Source organism: Tardiphaga sp. 42S5, from assembly GCF_034044155.1.
Taxonomy (GTDB): domain Bacteria; phylum Pseudomonadota; class Alphaproteobacteria; order Rhizobiales; family Xanthobacteraceae; genus Tardiphaga; species Tardiphaga robiniae.
Map to the genome: position 1 here is coordinate 1,765,740 of NZ_CP139027.1, position 21,360 is coordinate 1,787,099.

The following is a 21,360-nucleotide window of genomic DNA, read 5'->3' on the forward strand; positions in this document are numbered from 1 at the left end:
TCGGCATGAGTCTATCAGCCGCCGCCACCCGACGAAAGAAACCTTCCGCACGGGATAGCGGGGAAAGCGCCGCTGCCAAGCGCCCGGCCCAACTGCTCGCCTGGTATGACAAGCATCGCCGCAGGTTGCCGTGGCGGCCATTGCCGGGCGAGGGTATCGATCCCTATCGGGTCTGGCTGTCGGAAATCATGCTGCAGCAGACCACGGTGCAGGCGGTCGGGCCGTATTTCGCCAAGTTCCTGGCGCGCTGGCCCACGGTGAGCGATCTCGGCAGTGCCTCGCAGGACGACGTGCTGCGGATGTGGGCCGGGCTCGGCTATTACTCCCGCGCGCGCAATCTCCACGCCTGCGCCGTCGCCGTGCTGTGCGACCATGGCGGCGTCTTTCCGGATACCGAGGACGGCCTGCGCGCGCTGCCGGGCATCGGGCCCTATACGGCATCGGCCATCGCCGCGATCGCCTTCGGCCGGCAATGCATGCCGGTGGATGGCAATATCGAGCGCGTGACGTCGCGGCTCTATGCGGTGGAAGAACCGCTGCCGAAATCCAAGCCTGTCATCGTGGGGCTGGCGGCGACGCTGCTTGGTCCCTCGCGGGCCGGCGACAGCGCCCAGGCGCTGATGGATCTCGGCTCCACCATCTGCACGCCCAAGAAGCCGGCCTGCGCGCTGTGTCCGATCAATGACGATTGCGCCGCCAGGACTCGCGGCGACCAAGAGACGTTTCCGCGCAAACTGCCGAAGAAGGCCGGCATCTTGCGGCGTGGCGCAGCCTTCGTGGTCACGCGCGGCAACGAACTGCTGGTGCGCACGCGCCCGGAAAAGGGCTTGCTGGGAAATATGACCGAAGTGCCGTCATCGGAATGGCTCGCCGGTCACGACGACAAGGACGCGTTCAAGCAGGCGCCGACCTTAAAAAATCTCACGGCGTGGCATCGCAAAACCGGCGCGGTCACCCATATCTTCACACACTTCCCGCTGGAGCTCGCCGTCTATACGGCGCATGTGCCGCCCCGCACCCGCCCCCCCGAGGGCATGCGCTGGGTCCCGATCGCAACATTGGATGACGAAGCTCTGCCGAATGTCATGCGCAAGGTCATCGCGCATGGACTGGATTGAAGTTTGAATCCAGACGCTTGAATGCGCGACAGCAGCGCGAGCTGTATCAGCCCGCGCTGGAAAGTTGCGACGATTGCGGCAGCGTCACGATCGGCGGCTTCGCGTTGAGCCCTTCAACCTGAAAACCGGCGACGCGCTTGTAGTTGGCGGCGATGTCTTCGAGTTCCTGTTGCGACAGCACGTCGGTGACGACGTTGAAGCCCTCAGGCGCGCGCTCCTCGACGATCTGCATGACCTGTTCCGGTCCGTTGCGGCGATTCAACATCACAAGGTCGGTGGTCGCGGGGCGTCGCTCGGCCTCATAGGCTTCGAGCGCAGCCGGCACGTCGCCAAGCGCAAGAATCTCACGCGTCAGCACGCGCGCGTCGAGAATGGCCTGCGATGCGCCGTTGGAGCCGATCGGATACATCGGATGCGCAGCGTCGCCCATCAGCGTGATGCGGCCGAAGGTCCAGCGATCGACCGGATCGCGGTCGACCAGCGGATATTCATAGGCGTGCGGGCAGTTGCTGATCAGGCCGGGCACGTCGAGCCAATCGAAGCGCCAGTCCTTGAACCAGGGCAGGAATTCGTCGAGTCTGGCCGCACGGTTGTAATCCTCACGGCGCCACTCATAGGTCGGCGGCATGTGCCGTTCGGCCACCCAGTTGATGTCGTATTTGCCGTCGGCATCCGGCTCCTGCGAGATCGGGTAGCAGACGAATTTCAGGATCTCGTGGCCGGCCATGATCATGGTGCGGCCGGTCAAAAACGCATCGCTCTTGGTGATGCCGCGCCACAGGATGCGGCCATTCCATAGCGGCGCGCCTTCCTGCGGATAGAGCTTCTGCCGGATCGCCGAATGGATGCCGTCGGCGGCGATCAACAGCGTGCCGTCATAGCTGCCGGCGGATTTGCCGGTGGCCTTGTCGATGAAGTCGGCGCGGACGCCGTCCGGCGTTTCCGTCCAGCCGCTCAGGTGATGGCTGGTGAGGATGTTCTCGGCGCCAAGGCGTTCGATGGCGGTGTCGAGCAGGATCTGCTGCAGCCTGCCACGATGGATCGAGAATTGCGGCCATTTGTAGCCGGCCTCGATGCCGCGCGGTTCGCTCCAGATCGGCTTGCCGTACTTGGAGAAGAAGGCGAGTTCGCGGGTGCGCACGCCGGACGCGTCGAGCTGGTCGTGCAGGCCGAGCTCGATCAGCTCGCGCACCGCATGCGGCAGCACATTGATGCCGACGCCGAGCGGCCTGAGCGCCGGCACGCTTTCGAACACGCGGCATGGCACGCCGATCTGATGCAGGCTGAGCGCAAGCGTCAGTCCGCCAATTCCGCCGCCTGCAATGAGAACGGTCATTTTTTGTTGCCTCCCCCTCGATTTGATCGAGGTCATGGCACGGGAGAGGCGATGGCGGCAACTGGGACGATCGCGACGGAAAAACGCGTCCGGATCGTCCGCCGGCAGCGAATTCATGGTGGACAGAACCTTAACGCAAAATTCAGCCGCGTTCCCTAATACCGGTGGCACTAGTTTTTGGGTGAATCGGTCACCGACAGGTCAATGATGTCCAACCAGATTAAGCCGAGCGGCCGCGAGACTTTCTTTCCGGCATCGGAGCTCATCGTATCCAAGACGGATCTCAAGGGTCGCATGACCTATGTGAATCGTCTGTTCTGCAAGATGGCCGGCTATACCGAAGCCGAGTTGCTGGGCCAGCCGCACAGCCTGATCCGTCATCCCGATATGCCGCGCAGCGTCTTCAAGCTGCTCTGGGACACAGTCGAGGAACGCCGCGAGATTTTCGCCTTTGTGAAAAACATGGCGAGCAATGGCGATCACTACTGGGTCTTCGCCCATGTCACGCCGTCCTATGGCCTCGATGGCAAGATCGCCGGCTATCATTCCAATCGCCGCGTGCCGCCGCCGGATCTCATCAAGAAGACGATCGCGCCTGTATATGCCGACGTGCTGGCAATCGAGAAGCGGCACGTGAACGGCAAGGAATCCCTCGCCGCCGGCTACAAGGCCCTTACCGATTTCGTTGCATCCCAGAAAGTCAGCTATGACGAACTTATGTTTTCTCTCAAGAGCGCAGCTTAGCACGCTCGTCGTCATTGCCGGCTCTGCGCTTGCTCTGGTGCTTCAGTTCTTCGGTCTTCCGCTCGCGGCCATGGTCTGTCAGGTCATCGCGATCGCAGCGGCCGTTGTCGCGCTTGTCCTGATGGGCAAGACGGCGCGCCTGATCGAGAAGGCACGCGTCGCCTGCCAGCGCATCGCGCAGGGTGATTTCGAGGCCCGTATCCTTGGAATCCCGGTACGCGGCGTGACCGGCGAGTTGCTGCACAGCGTCAATGACATGATCGACGGCTGCGACGCCTTCGTGCGTGAATCCACCGCGGCGATGGCGGCGCTTAACGACAATAAATATTACCGGCGCATCCTGCCAGGCGGATTGCATGGTGGCCTGCTGCACGGCGCGAAAGCGATGAACGCGGCGACCGACAACATCGCCGACCGCATCCGGAATTTCGAGCGCCAGACCAGCCAGCTCGAGTCCACCGTGGGCGGCATCGTATCCGCACTCGACAGCGGCGCGGTCGAGATGAGCAGCACCGCAGGCAATCTGCGGACTGGCGCATCCTCGACATTGACCCGTGTCACCTCGGTAGCGGCGGCATCCGAACAGGCGTCCGCCAACATGCAATCGGTGGCTTCGGCCACGGCGCGACTGTCGTCCAGCGCCAGCGAAGTGGGCGCCGACGTCAATCGCTCGGCGGCGATTGCCGGCCGAGCGGTCGAACGTGTCGCCGATGCAGCCAGCAATGTCGATGTGCTTCGCGCTGTCGCCGTACGCATCAGTGAAGTCGTGACCTCAATCAATGTGATCGCCAGCCAGACCAATCTGCTGGCGCTGAACGCAACGATCGAAGCGGCCCGCGCAGGCGATGCCGGTCGTGGTTTCGCAGTGGTGGCGCATGAAGTGAAGGCACTGGCGACACAGACCGCCAACTTTACCGCCGAGATCGAGAAGGAAATCGGTCAGGTTCAGTCGGCCACCGACAAGGTCTCCTCGTCGATCACCGAGATCGGCACCGTGATTGCGGAAGTGAACGAGATCACCGGCAAGGTCGCGAGTGCCTCGGAAGCGCAGTCGGCGGCAACGGCCGATATCGCGCGCAACATCGACGAGGCCTTCGCCGTGGTGCGCGAGATTTCAACCAACATCCAGTCGCTGGCAACCACCGCCAAGGACACCGAACAACTCGCCACATCGACCATGGTGGCATCGGGCGATCTGTCGTCGCAGTCGGGATTGCTGACCAAGGAAATCCGCGGCTATCTCGGCGAGGCCCGGCAAAATCTGGTACGCCAGGCTGCCGCGCGCTGATCGCGTCGGCTCATTTCGAATAATCTGGAATTGGCGCCGTTGCGGCGCCAATTTCGTTTGTGGTGAAAGGCGCGCCTGTTAGGCGCTGATATCCGTGAAGAAGCCGCTGGCGCTGCCGCCATTCTCCGTCTTCTTGTTCACGGCCTCCTTGATCTTGTCGGCAATCTTCTGCTCGACCTCCCGGCGTTGCTCCGGCGACATGTTGTTCAATTCTTCTTCCGTTACGCCGATGCTCGACAGCAGCGCATCGCGCATTTTTTCTGCTGGCGTCTTTTTCGCGTAGTCGAGGAATTTCTCTTCCGGCGATTTTGCTATCGCTGTTGCATTGCCGAGGCCGCTCTCGGCCTTGTCGGATGGCTGCAGTCTGGTCGGAAGCTTGAAGGACTGCATGCTGGAGATAATGGAGTTCGACATCTGAATTTCTCTTGCTGTGAGATGTTCGCGACCCACTACGCAAAAATCAGGCCATCAGAAATATTCAGAAATCATAAGCGGTTAGGTATTTGTAGTTGCTATCAGGCGTTGCCTGCCGGCAAGCTTTGCCGGCAAAATTGACCGAGGCGCGCTGCGTCAGGCCGTGCGGCGCTTTGGCGGGTCGAGTTCGCGGCCGGTCTCCAGCATGATCTTGCGGAGCCAGATCGATCCGGAATCGAATTGCGCGCGTGTCGGCGTGAACATGAATTGTTCGTCGATGCCGGGATCGAGCGGTGGGGCAATGATTGTGAGCGATAGCGGCTGAGCCAATGCGGCGATCAGGCGTCGCGGCACAAAGGCCACGAGATCGGTGCGCGCCGCAACATGCAGCGCCTCGATATAGCTCGGGACGACGAGGGCAATCTGCCGCTCCAGTTTCTTGCTGCGCAGCCAGTCGTCGATCAGATCTTAGCTCTGGCCGCGGAGCACCACGGCGACATGGCGGGCTTTGAGAAATCCCTCGGTCGTCTTCAGGCGTGCCGCTGCCGGATGGCCCTTGCGGACGGCAAGGGCGTCGGAATCGACATAGAGCAACTGGCGATGGAAACCATTGAAGGCGTTGCCGATGCTGATCACCATGTCGAGGCTGCGGGCGAATTCCGCCGTCATGATCGACGGGCCGCGCCATGGCACGACGTTGATCCGGACGCCCAGCGCGACGCTGTCGAGCTTCTTCATCAATGGCGGCATCAGCAGTTCGACGGCCAGATCCGGCATCATCAGCCGAAAGTGCCGGTCGCTCTGGCGGGCATCGAAGACATCCGGAATGAACAGTCCGCGCACCTGTTCCAGTGTCTGGGCGAGTGGACCGCGCAGGGCCTGTGCGCGCGGCGTCAGCTCCATGTGGGCGCCGACGCGGACGAGCAGGGGATCGCCGAGAACGTCACGGAGCCGGCGCAGCGCGTGACTGGTCGCTGGCTGCGACAGGCCAACCCGCATCGCGGCGCGGCCGACATTGCTCTCGCGCAGCAATGCATCGAGCGCGACCAGCAGGTTGAGATCGAGCGCTGCCAAATTCATGGAGTGAATATATATCATACAGACTATCGATTGGAAGAATGGGGATTGTCCAACCCATACTGCGTCATCGTTCAAGCGATGGAGCAGAACAATGAGCACGGCAGACAACAAGAAGCTTATCCAGCAGGTTTACAGCGATTCAGCCAACCGCAGCGGCACGACCTTCGCCGATCACCTCGCCGATGACGCGTGCTGGATCGTCGTCGGTCAGTATTCCTGGGGACGCACTTTCAAGGGGAAGGATGCGATCCTCAATGGCCTCATGGGACATTTCAGGTCGCTGTTCGACATTCGACCGCGCACGGTCGCGTCCAATTTCATTGCGGAAGGCAATCTGGTGGTGGTCGAGGCCAAGGGCGACAATGTCACCAAGACCGGCGATCGTTACGACAACGACTATTGCATGGTGTGGCGTGTCGAGAACGGCAAGATCACCGTGATCAAGGAATATTGCGACACTGCGCTGGTGGAACGGGTGCTGGGGCCTTTTCCGGAGGAAATGGCGCACGTTCCTGCCTGACACAAAGATGCCGGGCGCATTACTGCGCCCGGCATTCGTTGGATGCCTCGTGATCAGGCTGCGCTGGTGGCGAGATGTTTGAACATGGCGGCGCGGGCTTCGTCGTCCATCTCGGCCTTGAACTTGAATGTGTCCTTCAGGGCGACAGCCTTCGCTGCGGCCGGGCGTGCCGAGATCTCATCATGCAGGCGCTTTACGTTGGGGAATTGGGCAAAGCCCTCGTCGCCGAGAATGAAGTTGGTCATCCGCACCCAGCCCCAGACGTCCATGTCGACGATCGTGTAGGTGTCGCCGACCATATATTGCCGGCCGGCCAGGCGGTCGTTGAGCACGCCGAGATGGCGTTTCGCCTCGAACTGATAGCGGTTATGCGCGTAGTCGACCTTCTCGGGCGCGAAATGCTTGAAGTGCACGGCCTGGCCGAAGAACGGACCGACGCCGGTGGCAACGAACATCAGCCAGGACAGCATCTCGCCGCGATTGGCCGGGGTGTTGGCGGGCAGGAATTTGTCGGTCTTCTCGGCGAGGTAGAGCAGGATGGCGTTGCTGTCGAACACCTTGACGCCGTCGTCGTCGATCGCCGGCACCTTGCCGTTCGGATTGACCTTGAGGAAGTCCTGATTGAACTGCGCGCCGGTGCGGGTGTCGATGGCGATCGGCTCATAGGCCAGGCCGGCCTCTTCGAGAAACAGCGCAACCTTGGTCGGGTTTGGCGACCCGTTGAAGTAAAACTTCAGCATCTCAAATCTCCCTGGATTTCATACGTCAAAGCACGAGGCGGGGCCGCTGATGCGGACCGTTGTCTCGTGCTTGGAATTCAGGGAGAGTGCAAGCGATGTTTTGACGAAGGCCGGGCGCATGCGTCCGGCCGGTTGGCACGGGCGGGGACTTTAGACCGCGCCCATCTCGCTGCGGATTTCGGCGCGGAGTTCGTCGATCAGGCGCAGGCCCTTCTTGGTCTCGACGTGCCAGAACGTCCAGCCGTTGCAGGAGGCGGAGCCCTGGGCCATCGCGCCCATGCGATGGATCGAGCCGACCTTGTCGCCGAACATGATGGCGCCGTCGGCGCGCACCAGTGCGCCATGACGCTTCTTGAGATCGACCAGCTTGGTGCCGGGCGAGATCATGCCACGCTCGACCAGTTCGGAGAACGCCACGCGGGGCGCGCTGCGGGCGGTCATGAACGGTGCCAGTGTTGCCTCGGGCAGCGGCTCGATCGCGGCGATGCGTGCTTCGGCAGCGGCGGCGTAATCGCGGTCGCGTTCGAAGCCGATGTAATTGCGGCCAAGGCGCTTGGCGACAGCGCCAGTGGTGCCGGTGCCGTTGAACGGATCGATGACGAGGTCGCCGGGCTTCGACGACGACAGCAGCACGCGGGCCAGCAGGCCTTCCGGCTTCTGGGTCGGGTGAACCTTCTTGCCGTCCGAGCCCTTCAGGCGTTCGTCACCGGTGCAGAGTGGGATCAGCCAGTCGGAACGCGCCTGCACGTCTTCATTGGCGGCCTTGAGGGCTTCGTAATTGAACGTGTAGCCCTTGGCGTTCTCGTCGCGCGCAGCCCAGATCATGGTCTCATGCGCATTGGTGAAACGACGGCCGCGGAAATTCGGCATCGGATTCGATTTGCGCCACACGATATCGTTGAGGACCCAGAAGCCGAGGTCCTGCATGATCGCGCCGACGCGGAAAATGTTGTGATAGGAGCCAATCACCCAGAGGGTCGCCGACGGCTTCATGATGCGGCGTGCAGCCAGGAGCCACGCACGCGTGAAGTCGTCATAGGCGGCGAATGACGAGAACTTGTCCCAGTCATCGGTGACCGCATCGACATGGGATTCATCGGGGCGTTTGAGATCGCCCTTCAGCTGCAGATTGTACGGTGGATCTGCGAACACCAGATCGACCGACCCTGCCGGGAGTTTTGACATCTCTGCGACGCAATCACCAATGACGATGCTGCTGCTCGGAGAGGTTTCGAAGTGAGAGCGGGGCGCCCTTGCAGACGCCCCGCGACGCGAAACAACCATGACTCAATTACTCTGACTCAGGCGACGCTGTCGGCGACGCGGGACTAAACAACCGACAGGCAGACATTGACCGCGCAAAGTAAAAATCGACTTAATTGGTAACGAGTTCGAACTAGGCAAGTTTTGCCGGGCAGGGTAATGCTTAATGCAATGGAAATTTTGCGTCGCAACTGCGTTATGTGTGCGGGATCGTCTGCAACTCGTCTAAAATGCTGCGAATTGAAATGAAGGAATTGCCCCATGCGTTACGATGACTTCCGTCGCAGCGATAATATCGATGACCGTCGTGACGACAGCGGTGGCGGATATGGTGGCGGGGGCGGCGGTTTCGGTATTCCCGGTGGCGGCGGCGGTCTCGGCATAGGCACGGTGATTGTGCTTGGCCTCGTTGGCTGGGCGTTCGGCATCGATCCGCGCATTTTGATTGGCGGTGCAGAAATTCTCACCGGCGGCCAGCAGGCGCCGACCTATCAGACCGATCGGCGCTCGACGCCGACGAAATCAGGCGCACCCACCGACGAGATGGGCAGCATGATCTCCGGCGTGCTCGGCGAGATCGACGATCGCTGGGACGAAATCTTCAAGGAGAGCGGGCAGAAATATACCGGGCCGCAGATCGTGCTGTTTCGTAATGCCACCAATGGCGGGCGCTGCGGCAATGCGCAGTCGGCGATGGGGCCTTTCTACTGTCCGCCCGACAAGAAGATCTATCTCGACACTGGCTTCTTCCGTCAGGTCGAAACCAAATTCCGCGGTTGCTCGGGCAATGCCTGCAAATTTACCGCGGCCTATATCATTGCGCATGAAGCCGGCCATCACATTCAGAACCTGCTCGGGATCATTCCGCGCGTGACACGCCTGCAGCAGCAGGCCGGCAGCAAGGCTGAGGCCAATCTGCTGCAGGTCCGCGTCGAGTTGCAGGCCGATTGTCTGTCGGGCGTCTGGGTCAATCGCGAATCGAAGAAGCGCCCCGGTTTCCTCGAAGCCGGTGACATCGATGCTGCGCTGCAGACCGCGTCCGCCATCGGCGACGATACGTTGCAACGTCAGGCACAGGGCCGCGTCGTGCCGGACTCGTTCACGCACGGTTCTGCCGAACAGCGGAAGCGCTGGTTCATGACCGGCTATCAGCAAGGCAGCGTGCAGGCCTGCAACACATTTGCGACGGATCGGCTGTAGCGATGGAGCCTGATGCGACCAAGGCCTTCGTGCCGCTCAACATCGCGGTACTGACGATCTCCGATACGCGCTCGCTTGACGACGACAAGTCCGGCGCGACGCTGGCGGATCGGCTGACATCGGCCGGTCACACGCTGGCGAAGCGAGATATTGTCACGGACGATGTCGAGGCGATCCGGACGATCATGCGCGCATGGATTGCCGATCCCGGCGTGGACGCGATCATCACGACCGGCGGCACGGGGTTCACCGGCCGCGATGTCACGCCGGAAGCCATCGAGCCTCTGTTCGAGAAGCGGATGGATGGTTTCTCGATTGCGTTTCACATGCTGAGCCACGCCAAGATCGGTACCTCGACGATCCAGAGCCGCGCGACCGCTGGTACCGCCGGCGCGACGTTTATCTTCTGCCTGCCGGGTTCGCCCGGCGCCTGCCGTGACGGCTGGGACGGCATTCTTGCCGCGCAGCTGGATTACCGCACGCGGCCCTGCAATTTCGTGGAGATCATGCCGCGGCTGGATGAGCATTTGCGACGCCCGAAGGCGAAGGGCGCGTCGGTCTAGAGCACCAGTTCCCAGGTCTCGCCGATCAAATCCTGCCCGAAACTGCGATGCGGCTCGGTGGCGACCAGCGCGAAACCTGAATCCTGATAGATTTTTCGCGCTGCGCCAAGATTGCTCTGGGTCCACAGCGCGATCCTGCGATAGCCGCATTGCCGCGCAAAGGCGATGGATTCTGTCACCATGCGCTGGCCGAGCTTTTGTCCGCGCGCCTTGGGATCGATCAGCAAGAGCCGAAACTTGGCGACGTCGTCGGATGCCTTCACAAGAAACAGCGAGCCGACGGGCGCGCCATTCATCTCGGCGATCCAGCAGCGTTCGCACGCAGGATCACATGACGCGACGAATTCTGCGGCGATGTCAGCTACCAGCGCCTTGAAGGATGCATCGAACCCGTATTCGGCCGCATAGAGCTCGCCGTGACTGCGGATCACCCAGTCGATATCGCCAGGCTGGAGATCGCGTAGCACTGCAGGCCGAACGGCATCGGGGGCTTGGGCGGCCATGGTCAGGCGACGATGATCCGGCTGCGGAGCAATGTGCGTGATGACCGCCCGAGCTGGCGCAGCAGCCGCGCTTCGGAGCGCCGGGCATCGGGTGCGTAGCCGCCGAGACGATCGTAATGTTCGCGGGCGATCAGCAGGCCCTGATCGGCCTTGGGGCCTGTGATCATCCGGACCAGGTGCTTCAGGCCATCGCGAAAATTGGTCTCGTCATAGGGCGAGCGCGCATAGCGGAAAATGCCCGCGCGGGGGCGGTTGCTGGTCGAGACGCGCTGGATGAATTGCTGGGTCTCCTCGATCCAGCCGGCATCGAGCACGGCGCCGGCATGGAGAAACATTAGCCAGGGCGAGCGCGCCTGCTTGGCGCCGGCGGCCATCGCCGCGGCGCGCGATCCCTGCGAGGTCAGGAAGCCGCAGCCCGCGACATCGGCGACACGTTCGATGACATCGGTGCCAGCGCGATCGACCAGCAGCACTTCGCGGATCACACCGGCAGCAGCGCCCGGCACCAGCGCTGCCAGTGTGGCAACAGCGGGCTGTTCGACGCCTTCGGTGGGGATGATCACGCTCAGCATGGGTGTCGGATAATACCTCTCAACAACGGGGTGGCCGCGTTATCATTTCGTCATAGTCTATGCGGCACCGGTGGCTGCTGCAATTTCGGGGCGGTTCGACTTTCGGCCGCCTCTCTGAGGCGGCGGGAGAATGCACAGTGCCCCGGCCGTGTGCCACCCTATTTATGTTCTTGCTTTGTTCCGTCTGCGCGCTATCGTGGCTTCATGAGTCGCCAGATCGCTGCCCTCAAGCACCCGCCGGTCCCGGCGCCCTCCGATAAGCCGGCGGGTGCGCTTTCCCCTTTTCCCGAGATCGCGGTGGCGATCGACAAGCAGCGGCGGCGCGGCCGCGGTGCCCAGTCCAACGACAGCGGGCGCTACGAGGCCGAGGCCCGGGTCGCCTTTGATGACGGCTGGCAGAGCCTCGATGAATTGCCGCCGTTCAAGACGACCGTTGCGACGGACACCGCGCGCAAGGTCATCACGCGCAACGAGTCGCCAGATATCGGCTTCGACCGTTCGATCAATCCCTATCGTGGCTGCGAGCATGGCTGCGTCTATTGTTTCGCGCGGCCGACCCACGCCTATCTCGGTCTCTCGCCCGGGCTCGATTTCGAAGCCAAACTGTTCGTGAAGCCCGATGCGCCGGCGCTGCTCGAGAAGGAGCTGGCCGCCGCCGAATACGAGCCGAAGATGATCGCGATCGGTACCAATACCGACCCGTATCAGCCGATCGAGCGCGAGCGTCAGGTGATGCGCGGTATTCTCGAAGTGTTGGAGAAGACCGGTCATCCCGTCGGCATCGTCACGAAGTCTGCCTTGGTGACGCGCGATATCGATATCCTGGCGCGGATGGCGAAGCGCAATCTGGTCAAAGTGGCGTTGTCGGTGACGTCGCTCGATCCGAAGCTCGCGCGCACCATGGAGCCGCGCGCGTCGACGCCGTCGAAGCGGCTGGAAGCTTTGCGGCAGCTATCCGAGGCTGGCATTCCGACCACGGTGATGGTGGCGCCCGTGATCCCCGCGCTGAACGACAGCGAGATCGAGCGCATTCTCGATGCCGCCGCTCATGCCGGCGTCAAGGAAGCCAGCTACGTTTTGCTGCGGCTGCCGATGGAAGTGCGCGATCTGTTTCGCGAATGGCTGATCGCGAATTATCCGGACCGCTATCGCCATGTCTTCACGCTGATCCGCGAAATGCGCGGCGGCCGCGATTACGACTCGCAATGGGGCACGCGCATGAAGGGCACGGGGCCGATGGCCTGGATGATCGGTCGCCGCTTCGAGATCGCCTGCACGAAGCTTGGCCTCAACAAGCGTCGTTCGAAGCTCACCCTCGATCATTTCGAGAAGCCGGCCGGTGCCGGTCAGCAATTGAATCTGTTCTAACTCCGCAGGTCTCGCAGCGTACGGAGTGGTGGAGAGGGGACGTTGGCAGGAAACCAGAGCCTGCCAACGTCCCTCTTTTCGATCTATAGAGTGAGTACAGGAGTGACACGCATGACGATGACAAAACCACCCGCGCCAATCGCGCGCATGACGGTGATCACACTGGGCGTCGCGGATATACGCAGGAGCATTGCCTTCTACGAAGCGCTGGGTTTTACGCGAAAGGCCCGTGGCTCGGGCGATGCCATTGCCTTTTTCGACACCGGCGCCAGCGTCCTCGCGCTGTTTCCGTGGGATCAACTGGCGCAGGACGCGACATTGCCTGACCATCCAAGGCCGCAGGCGTTTCGCGGCAGCACGCTGGCGTGGAATTGCCGCTCGGAGGACGAGGTCGATGCGGTCCTCGCTTTCGCCGTCGATTGCGGCGGATCGTTATTGAAGCCGGCGCGAAAGACTGACTACGGTGGCTATTCCGGCTACTTTGCGGACCCGGACGGGCACGCCTGGGACGTGGTGACGGCACCGGGGATCGAGGTCGGTGACGACCGGCGAGTGCATCTGGACGATTAAAGCGGCAATCTGAATAGCGGGCACGATCCCGAGTTCCCGGTTGCGCGTGTTGGCCTGCTTCAGCAGGATCACCGGATGATTCGAGATGCGAAAAAGAAGCCCCCCGCCAAGCCGCGCAAGAGCAAGATCGTTGTCGCGCCATGCTTTACGCGCGAATTCGCGCTGCTGGAGAGAGGCATCTGGCCGGTGGCTGGTTGCGACGAGGCCGGGCGTGGTCCGCTGGCAGGACCGGTGGTTGCCGCCGCGGTTGTGTTGGACCCGAACAACATTCCAAAAGGCCTCGACGATTCCAAGAAGCTGACAGAGAGCAAGCGCGAGGCGCTGTTCGAGGAAATCTGCGCTACGTCGTCCTTTGCCGTCGCCTACGCATCACCCACCCGGATCGACCGAGACAATATCCTGCGGGCCTCGCTCTGGGCGCTGGCGCGTGCGGTCGCGTCGCTCCCGGACGCGCCGAAACATGTGTTTGTCGACGGCCGCGACAAGATCGATACGACGGCCGATTGCGAGGCCGTCATTGGCGGCGACGCGTTGGTGCTCTCCATCGCAGCAGCCTCGATCATCGCCAAGGTGTCGCGCGACCGGCTGATGTGCCGGCTGGCCGAGGATTGCCCGGGCTACGGTTTCGAGATCCATAAGGGCTATGGCGTGCCGCAGCATATGGCCGCGCTGAATGAACTGGGGCCCAGCATTCATCATCGCAGCCTGTTCGCGCCGGTTGCTGCGGCGCGTGCGCGTCATCAGGCTGGCGTCCGTGCGGCGGGTCTGATCGAAGTCCACACCACCATCGATATCGATATATCCGCCTGAGCGCTCAGGCGGTTGCCTCTCTTGGCTCTGCGCCGTATCACCTGAGCACGCTTCATTCCCTGCTGGCCGGTTCAGACGTTCAATGCGTTTCACCTCCCTGATCGTCGAACTGATCCGCGCCCGGCCGCGGCTGGTGTTCTGGATCGTCGTGCTGTGTCAGGCGGCGATCTGGCTCGTCGTCCCCCTGCTGCTGTATCGCGGGCCGCCGGGCGATCTCGCCACCGTGTTGGCCTATGGCCGGGAATATCAAGTCGGTACCCATATGGGACCGCCGCTGGCGTTCTGGTTGGCCGATATCGCCTTCCGGGCCGCCGGCAATCATGTCTTCGGTGTCTATCTGCTGGCGCAGATCTGCGCCGTCCTCACCTTCCGCGCGGTCTATCAGCTGGGCAGTGCCATCGTCGGCGGCCCGCAGGCTGTCATCGCCGTGCTGCTCACCATGACGGTTACGGCCTTTAGCACGCCCGGCATCGAATTCGGCCCGCTGATCCTGGCGCGTCCGCTCTGGGCGATGTTCCTGCTGCATGCCTGGCTGGCAATCGGGCAGGGGCGTCGCAATGCCTGGTTCGCACTGTCGATCGAGGCCGGCCTGCTTTTGCTGACCACGCCCCATGCGATGTGGCTGCTGCCGCTGCCACTCGTCTTCGGGCTCGCGACATCGCGGGGCAGGCGTAACCTTGCTTCGTTCGACCCGCTTTATGCCTTACTGGTCATCGCGGTGCTGACATTGCCATGGGCTATGTGGGTGATCCGGGCCGGGGCACCGATTGTGCCTGTACCACCGCAACTGACCGATATCGCAGGCCAGGCGCGGCAGTGGGGCGTGCTGATGGCCTGGCTGCTTGCGTCAATTACCGGCGTGATCGTTCTCACGGTGATGAACTGGGGCCGCATCGTTCCGAAGACCGAGGAAGCTCCCATCATCTTCCGCCCACCGGTCGATCCGCTGGCCCGGGGCTATGTGTTTTTCTTCGCACTCGCGCCGGGATTGCTCGGCAGCCTGTTCGCCGCGCTTTACGGCCTCGATCGCGTTGTCGGCGGCGCCGGCATTGCGCTGGTCATGTCGGGTCTGGCCGTCGTCGTGGCGTCGGGCGATCTGATCGCGCTGCGGCGCCAGCGCGTGCTGCGCAAGGTCTGGGCCTTCGCCATCATCGCTCCGGCCCTCGCAGCCTTCGCCAGTCTTGTGATTCTGCCTTGGGTCGATGGTCCCGAGGATGTCACAGCGCTGCCCGCGCGCGAGATCGGGCGCTTCTTCGGTGAGAGTTTCGAACGTCGCACCAATCGTCCACTGTCGGCGGTCGCAGGCGATGCGCAACTCGCAGCATTGATCGGCATGAGCGCGTCACGGCCGCATCTGCTGAACGATGCGGTGCCTTCGCGCACGCCATGGATCACGCCCGCGAAGTTCGCCGAGACCGGCGGCGTCGTGGTGTGGCGCGCGGCAGATACGATCGGCACGCCGCCCGCGGAGATCGCGCAGCGCTTTCCCAACCTCGTGCCGGAAGTGCCGCGCGCCTTCGAACGTCTGGTGAATGGCCGGCAGCCCTTGCTGCGAATTGGCTGGGCGATCGTCCGGCCGAAGGCGCCCTAGACGAACGCCTTTGCTAGCTGGTCCTGCCCGACGGCGCTTCCAGCGCCTTCGCGATCGCGCGCAGATCCATCCAGGTCATCCGCTTGTAGGACGGCGAACGTAGCAGATAGGCCGGGTGAAACGTCGCCAGCGCTTTGATCTTGCGGGTGCCGGTGTCGTAATCGACCCAGCGTCCCCTGGACTTCATGATGCCGTCGCGGGTCTGCAGCAGTGTCTGTGTCGAGGGATTGCCGAGCGTGACGAGGATGTCCGGATTCACCAGCTCGATCTGGCGCTGGATGAACGGCAGGCAGATTTGCGTCTCCTGCGGCGTCGGCGTGCGGTTGCCCGGCGGGCGCCATGGAATCACATTGGCGATATAGACGTCGGTGCGCTTCAGGCCGATCGCGCCCATCATCAGGTCGAGCAATTTGCCGGAGCGGCCGACGAAGGGCAGGCCTTCGATGTCCTCGTCGCGGCCGGGTGCCTCGCCGACAAACATGATCCGCGCCTGCGGATTGCCGTCGGCAAACACCAGTTGGGTCGCGGTCGATTTTAGCGCGCAGCCGTCGAATGTATCCAGCATGCCACGCAGTACCTCGAGCGAGGGCGCGGTGCGCGCGGCGTCGCGGGCGGCGGCAATCGCCACGTCCGGGGCGACCTCGACGCGGGCGGGTGGTCGCGGCGGCGGAGGTGGTATGCCATTCAGCGGTGGTCGCTTCGGCGCGCTGTCGGACAGCTCCCGGGCGGGCGGCGGGAGGTCGTCCGACAGCCGGTTCACCGGCTCATCCATCAATGCGCAATCGACCCCGGCCTCCAGATAAAAGGCGAGCAGTTGCGCAACGCTGGGGTGGGGTTCAGGCGTCATGAGAGGGGGTCACAGGCATGCCAGCAATCTAGGCCGGATCGCCGCCCAGTGAAACGCCTCCTGTGCATTTAGGTGGTTGTTCTTCCGCCAAAAATCGGAAACAACAGCCCTTAGAAGCGTTCTGAACGGGTTGGAAACGGGTCTGAGACGAGATTATGAGCACTGAAGAACTTCCGCCGCGCGAGTCCATGGAATTCGACGTCGTCATCGTCGGTGCCGGGCCCTCCGGTCTGTCGGCCGCGATCCGGCTGAAACAGCTGAATGCGGACCTGTCCATCGTCGTGGTGGAGAAGGGTTCCGAGGTCGGTGCGCACATCCTGTCCGGCGCGGTGATCGATCCCGTCAATCTCGACAAGCTGATCCCGGATTGGCGCGAAGATGCAGACTGCCCGCTCAAGACCCAGGTCAAGGACGACCAGTTCTATTTCATGACCAAGACCGGCGGCTTCAAGCTGCCGAACTTCCTGATGCCGCCGTTGATGAACAATCATCACTGCTACATCACCTCGCTCGGCATGGTGTGCCGCTGGCTGGGTGCGAAGGCGGAGGCGCTCGGCGTCGAAATCTATCCCGGCTTCGCAGCTGCCGAGACGCTGTATGACGACAATGGCGCCGTGCGCGGCATCGCCACTGGCGACATGGGCATCGGCCGCGACGGCAAGCCGAAGGATTCGTTTACGCGCGGCATGGAACTGCTCGGCAAATACACGCTGTTCGCCGAAGGCGCGCGTGGCTCGTTGACCAAGCAGATCATCGCCAAGTTCGCCCTCGACAAGGATTGCGAGCCCGGCAAGTTCGGCATCGGCATCAAGGAAGTCTGGCAGATCGATCCGGCCAAGCACCAGAAGGGCACGGTGAAGCACTCGTTCGGCTGGCCGCTCGACAATGACGTGGGCGGCGGCACGTTCCTGTATCACTACGACGATAACCTCGTGGCCGTCGGCTTCGTGCTGCATCTGAACTACGAAAACCCCTATCTCTATCCGTTCGAGGAATTCCAGCGCTTCAAGACTCATCCACTGATCCGCGACACCTTCGAAGGCGGCAAGCGCCTGGCCTACGGTTCGCGTGCGATCACCGAGGGCGGCTACCAGTCGGTGCCGAAGCTGGTATTCCCGGGCGGCGCGCTGATCGGCTGCGCCGCAGGCTTCGTCAACGTGCCGCGCATCAAGGGTGTTCACAACGCCATGGCGTCAGGCATGCAGGCCGCCGAGCACGTCTCAGCTGCGCTGGCGGCAGGCCGCGCCAATGACGAGTTGATGGAATACGAGACAGGCTGGCGGTCGTCCTCGATCGGCAAGGATCTCTATCCGGTTCGCAACGCCAAGCCGCTGTGGTCCAAGTTCGGGACCCTCCTCGGCAACGCGCTCGGTGGCTTCGACATGTGGTGCAACACGTTCGGCTTTTCGCTGTTCGGCACCCAGAAGCATGAGAAGCCGGATCGCAAGGCGCTCAAGCCCGCCAAGCAGTATCAGCCGATCGTCTATCCGAAGCCGGACGGCAAGATCACCTTCGATCGCCTGTCCTCGGTGTTTCTGTCGAACACCAATCACGAGGAGGACCAGCCGATCCATCTCAAGGTTGCCGACATGGCGCTGCAGAAGTCGTCGGAGCACGACGTCTTTGCCGGCCCGTCGAATCGCTATTGCCCGGCAGGCGTCTATGAGTGGGTGGAAGAGTCGAGCGGTGCGCGATTCCAGATCAATGCGCAGAATTGCGTCCATTGCAAAACCTGCGACGTGAAGGACCCCAACGGGAACATCACCTGGGTTCCGCCGGAAGGTGGCGGCGGCCCGAACTACGAGGCGATGTAACCGGCTCGCTGATTACGATTGTGTGAGCGGCGGCGCCTGTTCGCGGGCCGCTACACCGGCCGGATGTCACGATAACGCCACAGTGCGAGCGTTTTCAGGGGCAGTGGCGCAATCCGGCGGCCCAATTGCTGACAGGCTTCAAGGTGCCATTGGTGCGATCGCGCCCCCGATCCTTGCGATTGACCGCCAAACGCGGCATTGTTGGAATGCGCACTATTGCCGGGTCGGCTGCGCATCCGAGCCTGTCTTGCAGTCCTGCTCGCATTTTGCTCGATATCCTGCCCGTAAATCCTGGAGCTAGGCGAACCCTATGTTGTCCATCCGTTTCAATCGTTTGACGCTCGCTGCCGCGACGGTCGCCGTCCTCGCGATGCCCGGTCAGCTGCTGGCGCAAACCCCGGATCATACCGGCGATAGCTCCGCCGCCCAGTTTCCCACGTCCCGCGATCTGAAGTCGCTTACCACCGCCGGCAGTTATCTGGCCGCCCGCCATGCCAGCGTCGAGCGCGACGCCACCTCGGCTGCGGCGTTTTACCGCTCTGCTCTGCGCACCGATCCGAAGAACAACGAACTGCTCGATCGCGCCTTCATCTCCTCGCTCGCTGACGGCGATATCGATGAGGCCGTCAAGCTCGCCGATCGCATCCTGACCATCGACAAGTCGAACCGCGTCGCCCGTCTCGTTGTGGGGGTGCGCGATCTCAAGCTGAAGAAATACGCTGCCGCGCAGACCAATATCAACCAGTCGGTGCGCGGCCCGATCACCGACCTCGTTGCGACGCTGCTGTCGGCCTGGGCCGGCTACGGCGCCGGTGAGAGCAAGACGGCGATTGCCAATATCGACAAGCTGGCCGGTCCGGAATGGTATCCGATCTTCAAGGATCTGCATGCTGGCCTGATCCTTGATCTTGCCAACAAGCAGAAGGATGCGGGCGCCCGTTTCGAGCGCGCCTACAAGCTCGACGATTCCGCGCTGCGCGTGGTCGACGCCTATGGCCGCTGGACCTCGCGCAACAAGGACGATGCCGCAGCGCTCGGCATCTATGAGACCTTCAACAAGAAGCTCGCCCGTCACCCGCTGGTGCTGGAAGGTATCCGCGAGACCAAGGCCGGCAAGAAGCTGGCGCCGCTGGTCGATAGTCCGCAGGCTGGCGCTGCCGAAGCGCTCTATGGCATCGGCGCGTCGCTGACCCGCCGCGGCGGTGAAGACCTCGCGCTGGTCTATCTGCAGCTCTCGCTTTACCTCAAGCCGGACCACTCGCTGGCGCTGCTGTCGCTCGCCGATCTCTACGAGTCGGTGAAGAAGCCGCAGATGGCCATCAAGGTCTATGAGCGCGTGCCCGCCAATTCGGCGCTGAAGCGCAACGCGCAGATCCAGCAGGCCACCGATCTCGATGCGGCCGATCGCAGCGATGAAGGCATCAAGATTCTCAAGGGCGTTGTCGCCGACGATCCGAGGGATCTCGAAGCCATCATGGCGCTCGGCAATATCGAGCGTGGTCGCAAGAAATTCGCCGATTGCTCCGAGACATACACCAAGGGCATCGACGTCATTGCCGCCAACCAGGACAAGCCGAACTGGGTGTATTTCTACTTCCGCGGCATCTGCCTGGAGCGTTCCAAGCAGTGGGCCAAGGCTGAGGTCGACATGCGTAAGGCTCTCGAATTGCAGCCCGAACAGCCGCATGTGCTGAACTATCTCGGCTATTCCTGGATTGATCAGGGCATCAACCTCGACGACGCCATGAAGATGATCAAGCGTGCCGTCGATCAGCGTCCGGATGATGGCTACATCGTCGACTCGCTCGGCTGGGCCTATTATCGCATCGGCAATTACGACGATGCCGTGAAGCAACTCGAACGCGCCATCGACCTGAAGCCGGAAGATCCGACCATCAACGATCATCTTGGCGATGCCTATTGGCGCGTCGGTCGCAAGCTAGAAGCCAAGTTCCAGTGGCAGCACGCCAAGGATCTGAAGCCGGAAGCTGAAGAGATTCCGAAGATCGAGGCGAAGATGGAAAACGGTCTGTCGGACGAGCCATCGTCGTCGGCTGCATCCAACGATAAGAAAAAAGAAGACGGCAAAGGCGGCTAATTCCATGGTTGGGGGCATGACCGGTTCAACGAGCCCGGTTCTCGAAGAAGATGCGCGCGCCAAGGTCAATCTGACCCTGCGCGTCATCGGCCGTCGAGTTGACGGCTATCATGATCTCGAAAGTGTCGTGGCCTTTGCCGATTGCGCCGATAGATTGACGCTGGATGCGGGTGGTGATCTGTCGCTGACCGCTACTGGCCCGCGCGCGCAGGAATGCGGCGACGCCGCCGATAATCTCGTGATCAAGGCCGCCCGGCTGCTCGGCGAGCGCGTCGAGGGTCTCACATTCGGGCGCTTTGCACTCGACAAGCACTTGCCGGTTGCCGCCGGCATTGGCGGCGGGTCGGCGGATGCTGCCGCCGCGCTCCGCCTCCTGGTGCGCGCCAACAATCTCGAAATGGACGATCCCCGCGTGCTCGAAGTGGCGCGCCTGACTGGCGCCGACGTGCCGGTTTGCGTGCCGTCGCACGCCTGCGTGATGACGGGCGTGGGCGAAAACCTGCTGCCGCTCAGCATTCCGCGTTTACCCTGCGTGATGGTCAATCCGCGCGTGCCGGTAGCGACCAAGGATGTGTTCAAGGAGCTCGGCCTGAAGAATGGCGAGCTGCGTGTCGGCGTCAAGGACGTGTTGAAACGGGCCACCTGGCCGAATGAAGGCGGCTCGCTCGATGCCTGGATCGACGCGCTCAATGCCGGAACCAACGATCTCGAAGCGCCTGCGCTGAAGGTCGAGCCCGTGATTGACACCGTGCTGTCGGCCTTACGCGGTGCCGAAGGCGTTCGCTTGGCTCGCATGTCGGGTTCGGGCGCGACCTGTTTTGCGCTGTTCGGCAACGACACCGACGCGCAGCGCGCGGCCGGTGCCATTCAACTCGCCCACCCGCTGTGGTGGGTGCATGCCGGAGCGCTGAGCTAACGCGC

20 protein-coding genes and 1 pseudogene are annotated in these 21,360 nt (G+C 62.5%); 13 read left to right on the forward strand and 8 right to left on the reverse strand.

Annotated elements, in window-relative coordinates; translation table 11 throughout:
• The first annotated feature begins 5 nt into the window (after positions 1-5).
• Complete coding sequence (gene mutY / locus SFY93_RS08235) at positions 6-1,118, forward strand: A/G-specific adenine glycosylase (RefSeq protein ID WP_320446708.1); 1,113 nt, start codon at positions 6-8, stop codon at positions 1,116-1,118.
• Positions 1,119-1,164: 46 nt separating this feature from the next.
• Here mutY and SFY93_RS08240 read toward each other — a convergent pair whose 3' ends face one another.
• Positions 1,165-2,454 carry a flavin-dependent oxidoreductase gene (locus tag SFY93_RS08240; RefSeq protein ID WP_320446709.1) on the reverse strand — a complete coding sequence of 430 codons (1,290 nt, stop codon included), beginning with the start codon at positions 2,452-2,454 and terminating at the stop codon, positions 1,165-1,167.
• A gap of 207 nt (positions 2,455-2,661) precedes the next feature.
• Between SFY93_RS08240 and SFY93_RS08245 the strand changes: the two genes are divergently transcribed.
• Both SFY93_RS08245 and SFY93_RS08250 read left to right on the forward strand, forming a co-directional pair.
• Positions 2,662-3,198, forward strand: a complete 537-nt coding sequence (locus tag SFY93_RS08245; protein WP_089263626.1) for a PAS domain-containing protein — start codon at positions 2,662-2,664, stop codon at positions 3,196-3,198.
• The gene (locus SFY93_RS08250) at positions 3,161-4,486 is read left to right on the forward strand and encodes a methyl-accepting chemotaxis protein (protein ID WP_320446710.1); all 1,326 of its coding nucleotides are present in this window, start codon (positions 3,161-3,163) and stop codon (positions 4,484-4,486) included. The genes SFY93_RS08245 and SFY93_RS08250 overlap by 38 nt, the downstream gene beginning before the upstream one ends.
• A gap of 78 nt (positions 4,487-4,564) precedes the next feature.
• On the opposite strand, the gene SFY93_RS08255 is transcribed toward SFY93_RS08250, so the two are convergent.
• Positions 4,565-4,900 carry a hypothetical protein gene (locus SFY93_RS08255; protein WP_089262415.1) on the reverse strand — a complete coding sequence of 112 codons (336 nt, stop codon included), beginning with the start codon at positions 4,898-4,900 and terminating at the stop codon, positions 4,565-4,567.
• Positions 4,901-5,056: 156 nt separating this feature from the next.
• Positions 5,057-5,980: pseudogene (locus SFY93_RS08260) on the reverse strand (LysR family transcriptional regulator).
• Between the two features lie 91 nt (positions 5,981-6,071).
• Here SFY93_RS08260 and SFY93_RS08265 point away from each other — a divergent pair.
• Positions 6,072-6,500 (forward strand): nuclear transport factor 2 family protein, encoded by a 429-nt coding sequence (locus SFY93_RS08265; protein WP_320446711.1) that lies wholly within the window; start codon positions 6,072-6,074, stop codon positions 6,498-6,500.
• A 53-nt stretch (positions 6,501-6,553) separates the two neighbouring features.
• Here the strand turns inward: SFY93_RS08265 and SFY93_RS08270 are convergent, their stop codons facing one another.
• On the reverse strand, positions 6,554-7,240 hold the full coding sequence (locus tag SFY93_RS08270) for a glutathione S-transferase family protein (protein WP_320446712.1): 687 nt from the start codon (positions 7,238-7,240) through the stop codon (positions 6,554-6,556).
• 150 nt (positions 7,241-7,390) lie between these two features.
• On the reverse strand, positions 7,391-8,524 hold the full coding sequence (locus SFY93_RS08275) for a site-specific DNA-methyltransferase (protein WP_320446713.1): 1,134 nt from the start codon (positions 8,522-8,524) through the stop codon (positions 7,391-7,393).
• Between the two features lie 240 nt (positions 8,525-8,764).
• Between SFY93_RS08275 and ypfJ the strand changes: the two genes are divergently transcribed.
• Both ypfJ and moaB read left to right on the forward strand, forming a co-directional pair.
• Entirely contained in the window at positions 8,765-9,703 is a 939-nt protein-coding gene (gene ypfJ / locus SFY93_RS08280) for a KPN_02809 family neutral zinc metallopeptidase (protein ID WP_320446714.1), read from the forward strand.
• Between the two features lie 2 nt (positions 9,704-9,705).
• The gene (moaB, locus tag SFY93_RS08285; protein WP_320446715.1) at positions 9,706-10,266 is read left to right on the forward strand and encodes a molybdenum cofactor biosynthesis protein B; all 561 of its coding nucleotides are present in this window, start codon (positions 9,706-9,708) and stop codon (positions 10,264-10,266) included.
• On the opposite strand, the gene SFY93_RS08290 is transcribed toward moaB, so the two are convergent.
• Both SFY93_RS08290 and SFY93_RS08295 read right to left on the reverse strand, forming a co-directional pair.
• Positions 10,263-10,769 carry a GNAT family N-acetyltransferase gene (locus tag SFY93_RS08290; RefSeq protein ID WP_320446716.1) on the reverse strand — a complete coding sequence of 169 codons (507 nt, stop codon included), beginning with the start codon at positions 10,767-10,769 and terminating at the stop codon, positions 10,263-10,265. The genes moaB and SFY93_RS08290 overlap by 4 nt on opposite strands.
• 2 nt (positions 10,770-10,771) lie before the next feature.
• The gene (locus SFY93_RS08295) at positions 10,772-11,341 is read right to left on the reverse strand and encodes a glycosyltransferase (RefSeq protein ID WP_089262399.1); all 570 of its coding nucleotides are present in this window, start codon (positions 11,339-11,341) and stop codon (positions 10,772-10,774) included.
• Between the two features lie 204 nt (positions 11,342-11,545).
• On the opposite strand from SFY93_RS08295, the gene SFY93_RS08300 reads away from it, so the two are divergent.
• From SFY93_RS08300 to SFY93_RS08315, 4 genes are all read left to right on the forward strand, one after another.
• On the forward strand, positions 11,546-12,709 hold the full coding sequence (locus tag SFY93_RS08300; RefSeq protein ID WP_175368747.1) for a PA0069 family radical SAM protein: 1,164 nt from the start codon (positions 11,546-11,548) through the stop codon (positions 12,707-12,709).
• A 117-nt stretch (positions 12,710-12,826) separates the two neighbouring features.
• Entirely contained in the window at positions 12,827-13,279 is a 453-nt protein-coding gene (locus SFY93_RS08305) for a VOC family protein (protein WP_320447721.1), read from the forward strand.
• Between the two features lie 75 nt (positions 13,280-13,354).
• Positions 13,355-14,089: a ribonuclease HII gene (locus SFY93_RS08310; protein ID WP_320446717.1), complete on the forward strand. Its 735-nt coding sequence runs from the start codon at positions 13,355-13,357 to the stop codon at positions 14,087-14,089.
• An 82-nt stretch (positions 14,090-14,171) separates the two neighbouring features.
• On the forward strand, positions 14,172-15,680 hold the full coding sequence (locus SFY93_RS08315) for a glycosyltransferase family 39 protein (protein ID WP_320446718.1): 1,509 nt from the start codon (positions 14,172-14,174) through the stop codon (positions 15,678-15,680).
• Between the two features lie 13 nt (positions 15,681-15,693).
• On the opposite strand, the gene SFY93_RS08320 is transcribed toward SFY93_RS08315, so the two are convergent.
• Positions 15,694-16,527: a uracil-DNA glycosylase gene (locus tag SFY93_RS08320; protein WP_320446719.1), complete on the reverse strand. Its 834-nt coding sequence runs from the start codon at positions 16,525-16,527 to the stop codon at positions 15,694-15,696.
• A 155-nt stretch (positions 16,528-16,682) separates the two neighbouring features.
• Between SFY93_RS08320 and SFY93_RS08325 the strand changes: the two genes are divergently transcribed.
• From SFY93_RS08325 to SFY93_RS08335, 3 genes are all read left to right on the forward strand, one after another.
• Complete coding sequence (locus tag SFY93_RS08325; protein ID WP_175368752.1) at positions 16,683-18,341, forward strand: electron transfer flavoprotein-ubiquinone oxidoreductase; 1,659 nt, start codon at positions 16,683-16,685, stop codon at positions 18,339-18,341.
• Positions 18,342-18,651: 310 nt separating this feature from the next.
• Positions 18,652-20,439 carry a tetratricopeptide repeat protein gene (locus SFY93_RS08330; RefSeq protein ID WP_320446720.1) on the forward strand — a complete coding sequence of 596 codons (1,788 nt, stop codon included), beginning with the start codon at positions 18,652-18,654 and terminating at the stop codon, positions 20,437-20,439.
• A 16-nt stretch (positions 20,440-20,455) separates the two neighbouring features.
• Positions 20,456-21,355 (forward strand): 4-(cytidine 5'-diphospho)-2-C-methyl-D-erythritol kinase, encoded by a 900-nt coding sequence (locus SFY93_RS08335; RefSeq protein ID WP_320446721.1) that lies wholly within the window; start codon positions 20,456-20,458, stop codon positions 21,353-21,355.
• The last annotated feature ends 5 nt before the right edge of the window (positions 21,356-21,360 follow it).

Coding starts and splice junctions, on each gene's coding strand:
- SFY93_RS08310 (WP_320446717.1), top strand. CDS start 13,355: ATGATTCGAGATGCGAAAAAGAAGCCCCCCGCCAAGCCGCGCAAGAGC.
- SFY93_RS08330 (WP_320446720.1), top strand. CDS start 18,652: ATGTTGTCCATCCGTTTCAATCGTTTGACGCTCGCTGCCGCGACGGTC.
- SFY93_RS08275 (WP_320446713.1), bottom strand. CDS start 8,524: ATGGTTGTTTCGCGTCGCGGGGCGTCTGCAAGGGCGCCCCGCTCTCAC.
- SFY93_RS08250 (WP_320446710.1), top strand. CDS start 3,161: ATGACGAACTTATGTTTTCTCTCAAGAGCGCAGCTTAGCACGCTCGTC.
- moaB (WP_320446715.1), top strand. CDS start 9,706: ATGGAGCCTGATGCGACCAAGGCCTTCGTGCCGCTCAACATCGCGGTA.
- SFY93_RS08300 (WP_175368747.1), top strand. CDS start 11,546: ATGAGTCGCCAGATCGCTGCCCTCAAGCACCCGCCGGTCCCGGCGCCC.
- SFY93_RS08265 (WP_320446711.1), top strand. CDS start 6,072: ATGAGCACGGCAGACAACAAGAAGCTTATCCAGCAGGTTTACAGCGAT.
- SFY93_RS08240 (WP_320446709.1), bottom strand. CDS start 2,454: ATGACCGTTCTCATTGCAGGCGGCGGAATTGGCGGACTGACGCTTGCG.
- SFY93_RS08305 (WP_320447721.1), top strand. CDS start 12,827: ATGACAAAACCACCCGCGCCAATCGCGCGCATGACGGTGATCACACTG.
- SFY93_RS08255 (WP_089262415.1), bottom strand. CDS start 4,900: ATGTCGAACTCCATTATCTCCAGCATGCAGTCCTTCAAGCTTCCGACC.
- SFY93_RS08245 (WP_089263626.1), top strand. CDS start 2,662: ATGTCCAACCAGATTAAGCCGAGCGGCCGCGAGACTTTCTTTCCGGCA.
- mutY (WP_320446708.1), top strand. CDS start 6: ATGAGTCTATCAGCCGCCGCCACCCGACGAAAGAAACCTTCCGCACGG.
- SFY93_RS08335 (WP_320446721.1), top strand. CDS start 20,456: ATGACCGGTTCAACGAGCCCGGTTCTCGAAGAAGATGCGCGCGCCAAG.
- SFY93_RS08325 (WP_175368752.1), top strand. CDS start 16,683: ATGAGCACTGAAGAACTTCCGCCGCGCGAGTCCATGGAATTCGACGTC.
- SFY93_RS08290 (WP_320446716.1), bottom strand. CDS start 10,769: ATGGCCGCCCAAGCCCCCGATGCCGTTCGGCCTGCAGTGCTACGCGAT.
- SFY93_RS08295 (WP_089262399.1), bottom strand. CDS start 11,341: ATGCTGAGCGTGATCATCCCCACCGAAGGCGTCGAACAGCCCGCTGTT.
- SFY93_RS08320 (WP_320446719.1), bottom strand. CDS start 16,527: ATGACGCCTGAACCCCACCCCAGCGTTGCGCAACTGCTCGCCTTTTAT.
- SFY93_RS08270 (WP_320446712.1), bottom strand. CDS start 7,240: ATGCTGAAGTTTTACTTCAACGGGTCGCCAAACCCGACCAAGGTTGCG.
- SFY93_RS08315 (WP_320446718.1), top strand. CDS start 14,172: ATGCGTTTCACCTCCCTGATCGTCGAACTGATCCGCGCCCGGCCGCGG.
- ypfJ (WP_320446714.1), top strand. CDS start 8,765: ATGCGTTACGATGACTTCCGTCGCAGCGATAATATCGATGACCGTCGT.